The sequence below is a fragment of the Photorhabdus sp. RM96S genome, from assembly GCF_042879335.1.
GTDB classification, from domain to species: Bacteria; Pseudomonadota; Gammaproteobacteria; order Enterobacterales; family Enterobacteriaceae; genus Photorhabdus; species Photorhabdus kayaii.
Genome location: NZ_JBHFKT010000240.1, coordinates 1 through 287 on the forward strand (window position 1 = coordinate 1; position 287 = coordinate 287).

Consider the following 287-nt stretch of genomic DNA (forward strand, 5'->3'; position numbering starts at 1 on the left):
CGGCGGAGGCGCCGCCTACCGCAACGGTATACGTTATCGCCGCCGCCAGCGAATGACGCTGAAAATCCTCACTTTCCAGATAATTCAGCGCCGTATCGGCCGACGCGCTGCCTTCGGTCGGCGGCGGAGCATTCCCCGCTGAGGTCGTCTCTGGTCTGGTTGCGCGCTGCGCGGCGCCGGCCCCCAGCCAGGCCATCATCAATACACTCATGACCCCTCCCGGACATTATGGCTCATCACTAAAACGGGGCTGAAACGAGGTCATGATGGCCAGCATCTGCTCGCGC

The 287-nt window shown here is 63.1% G+C and carries 1 protein-coding gene; it reads right to left on the reverse strand.

Going from position 1 to position 287, the window contains the following annotated elements; translation table 11 throughout:
• A partial coding sequence (locus tag ACGF49_RS25165; RefSeq protein ID WP_387493509.1) for a hypothetical protein occupies nt 1–211 on the reverse strand: 211 nt, incomplete at its 3' end.
• Between the last annotated feature and the right edge of the window lie 76 nt (nt 212–287).